Origin of the sequence: Mycobacterium sp. (assembly GCF_050701675.1) — a bacterium.
Taxonomy (GTDB): Bacteria; Actinomycetota; Actinomycetes; order Mycobacteriales; family Mycobacteriaceae; genus Mycobacterium.
Map to the genome: position 1 here is coordinate 1 of NZ_JBOGDD010000658.1, position 3,393 is coordinate 3,393.

Below are 3,393 nucleotides of genomic sequence, written 5' to 3' on the forward strand. Positions count from 1 at the left end.
GCCCTGTGACCGCGCTCAGGACTCTCGACGCGAGCACCGAGTCGACAACGATGGGGTTTGGTTCGGCAGATTCGACGAACCACAAAGTGAGACAGGTGAATGGGGTCTGCATCCAAGCGTCGTCAAAGTTCGACTCCGCGGCTCCTCGCCCTTCCAGGTATTCGTCCTCAATCAGCAGTGGGCTGAGACCAGCTGAAAGTGGCAACTCGTATGGAAGGGCCAACGACAGGACCATCACTCCCTCGAATACGGCTGGATCGTAGAACAGCGGAACATGTTGCTCTGGGGTTGACGAATCGTCGGGTGGTGAGGAACCGTCACTTGGCTGAAGGTCGGGGCTTGGCACTGTGCCTCCTAGATCTCTGCTTCGTCACGACGATTCTGGCTAGGCGGGCGCCACGAAGCGTCCAGCCTGACGAACACGCACTAGGTGAGTGAACGCATCTGACTGAAGCACCAAGCTACCGGCAGCAAACTGCTCTGAGACCCACCATCCATGCCGCGTCGGCCCGAACTTGTGAGGGATGGGCCCTAGACCGCACAGCCCTGAACTACCCGGAGAACCGAGCTATCCGAAGATGCCAGGTGAGCCGCCGCGGGTCCAGCCCAGCAAGAAGGTCGCGGCCAACTGGGATGCGAAAGGCAACCCGACCGCTAGCTGACGGGGGATCGTGACATCGAGGTTGGCGCCTTCGCTGGGCCACAAGCCTGGACTGGCTCGGCGCACGTGGAGTGGCGTTCGACTGTCGCCACCGAACTGAACTCGGCGACGACCTGCTTCGCGCGACATCCCCTGCACCTCAACTCGGTCCCCGGTCGTAGTTGAAATGTGCTATTTCCACGGCATCGGGACGCACACCCTCAGCACTGCGATCCCATGTGCATGGTGAAGCCGTCGCTCGTAAGTGGCTGGCTCCCAAGGGCCGGTGCGGGAGATACCCCAGCCGTCTATGTCCTTCAGGGAAACTGCGACGAACTGGTCAAGGATCAGTGCTCGACCGGGCCGGGTGCCTTCCGCGTCGGCTGCGTCGCGTCGACCTGTTAGGTTGGCGGCAGGGTTGATCTCGGGCGCCTGCCGCGCCGAGCGAAAGACTAGCTGTAAGCATTTTGAGGCTGCTACTTGATCCGATCAGCGAATCGGCGTGCCACGGTGGATGTCCCGACCAGCACGGTGTCTTGATGCTGCTCGAATTCGGTTGTGCCGTTCTCTAAACCGCTGATGTCATGTCTTTCGTTCCTGTCCATGCCGGACACCCACATTCGCATCGTTTCGACGCTGACTTCTGGGTGAAATTGCAGTCCCCACGAGGAAGTACCGAGCCGAAAGGCCTGGTGCGCGTACTGGTCTGACTTCGCTAGCCATACCGCTGTTGGCGGCAGCATCACAACGGCGTCGCCATGGAGCGCGCCAACGAGGAACGGGTCCGAAAGATCGCCAAGCAATATGTCGTCCTTGACGTCGTCACGCCAGTGCACCGAGATCAACCCGGCTTCGGTGCCGTGGGCGCCGACCTCGACTAAGCCTCCGTGCGCCTGCGCCATGAGCTGCGCACCCAAACAAATGCCAAGCGCGGGCTGTCCTGCGGCGTGTGCGCTGCGCAGGAGTTCGCGAATGTCTTCCAACCACGGATACTCGCGGTCGTCGAGGGAACTCATGCTGCCACCGAGGACGAGCACGGCGTCTGTGTCGGCGAGCTTTCGCGGTACTTCATCGCCGTCGTACGGTCGCACCGTCTGAATCGCCACTCCCTCGGCGGTGAGCCAGCGCTCGAAGTTGTCGAGGATTCCTTTGGCGTCGGGCTGGATGACCAGCAGCCGACGCTTGGCGGGTCGGTCGGTGGTGTCGTTCATACAACTCCTTCGTCATGGTTGCCGACCGGTTCAGACGGCTGGACGGTCCGCGGTGTACGTGGTTACGACATCGGTGATCGGCGCGGCGTTGGCAATCTTTGCGCGGGCCTTCATGACCTTGCCCGGCATGCCCCCACCCACGACGCCGACCACTACGCCGTCGCGCTCGTAGTAGGCAAGGAACTTGCGGCCGTCGTCCTCGACGACGTGTACGACGTCGTCAGCCTCGGGCTCACCGAGACACTGGATCTTGACGTCGTACTGGTCGCTCCAGAAGTAGGGCACCACCACGACGTCGGGTGACTCGCCCCCCAGCATCGCCGGCACGATCACGCGGGCCTGCTCGGCGACGTTGCTCCAATGTTCAATGCGCACTTGGTCTCCGGTGGCGTCCTGCCACGACGCTGCGTCACCGATCGCCCACACGTGGGGCGTCGAGGTACTGCCGTGGACATCGCACACCACTCCGTTGTCGACGTCGACGCCGCTGCCCTGCAGCCATTCGGTCGACGGCCGGGAGCCGATGCCGACCACCACCACGTCCGCGTCGAGTTCGGTGCCGTCGGAGAGTTGCACCTTCTCGACGTGGTCGGTGCCGGTCACGCCCGTCACGCCGATCCCGCAACGCACTTCGACGCCCTCGGCGCGGTGCAGCCGGGCGACAAGGTCGCCGATCTGAGTGCCTAGCACCGAGGCCAGCGGCGAGGGCTGCGGCTCCACGATGGTCACCTCGGCGCCGAGCTGGCGCAGGCTGGCGGCGACCTCGCAGCCGATGAAGCCCGCACCGATGATGACGGCCCGCTTCACCGAGCCGGCATGGCGGCGCAGCGCCAGGCTCTCGTCGAGGGTCCGCAGTACGCGCACACCTTCGAGGTCGGGCAGCGACGAGATGCGCTTGGGCGTCAAGCCGGTTGCGATGACCAGTTCGTTGTAGGCGACGACGTCGCCGTTGGCCAGCAGCACCGTCTGGGCCGCGGTGTCGAGCGCGGTGGCCGCGGATCCAAGCCGGACGGTGATGTCATTGTCGGTGTAGAACTCGGCGGGCTTGAGCAGCACGTCGTCGGTCTCGCCGCGCAGCACGTCCTTTGACAACGGTGGCCGGTCGTAGGGCAGGTGGTCCTCGTCGCTGACGATGGTGATGGGACCCGCGAACTCGGCGCGGCGAAGTTCCTCGACGGTACGGACGGCGGCCAGTCCGCCGCCGACGATGACGGTGCCAGCATTGTTGGTCACGGGCGTCCTAGACGTAGCAAGTTGGTGATGGAATACCTTTCATGCTCCCGTTCGGCTGGTGGCGGTGAGGTGTGTGCCACGCACACCAGGCGTGCCGCTTGTGTGCTGTATGCACATTCAATGCGTGTCCAGCGCTGGATAGCGTCACGTGATCGGCATCACTACAGCCATGCGTGCCGAACCATCATCGCTGGAAGGCCTCTGTATGACCCAACTTTCCGATCCGGAGGCCGCGCCGCCTGCGACGCAGTCATCGACGCACTTGCTTCGCAGTTCGATCAACTTCCTGCACATCGTGCTGATGGTGAC

3 protein-coding genes and 1 pseudogene are annotated in these 3,393 nt (G+C 63.6%); 1 reads left to right on the forward strand and 3 read right to left on the reverse strand.

Annotation, left to right across the window (positions count from 1 at the left end):
* Nucleotides 1–346, reverse strand: a 346-nt coding sequence (locus ACRDUX_RS20230) for a hypothetical protein (RefSeq protein ID WP_526415832.1), incomplete at its 3' end; no start/stop codon positions are given.
* A 202-nt stretch (nt 347–548) separates the two neighbouring features.
* Here ACRDUX_RS20230 and ACRDUX_RS20235 point away from each other — a divergent pair.
* Nucleotides 549–662, forward strand: a pseudogene (locus ACRDUX_RS20235) (ATP-dependent DNA ligase); the annotation flags it as partial.
* 454 nt (nt 663–1,116) lie between these two features.
* Here the strand turns inward: ACRDUX_RS20235 and ACRDUX_RS20240 are convergent.
* Nucleotides 1,117–1,851, reverse strand: coding sequence for a type 1 glutamine amidotransferase (locus ACRDUX_RS20240; RefSeq protein WP_526415834.1), 735 nt, complete (start codon nt 1,849–1,851; stop codon nt 1,117–1,119).
* Between the two features lie 30 nt (nt 1,852–1,881).
* Nucleotides 1,882–3,084, reverse strand: coding sequence for an NAD(P)/FAD-dependent oxidoreductase (locus tag ACRDUX_RS20245; RefSeq protein ID WP_526415836.1), 1,203 nt, complete (start codon nt 3,082–3,084; stop codon nt 1,882–1,884).
* Nucleotides 3,085–3,393 lie beyond the last annotated feature (309 nt).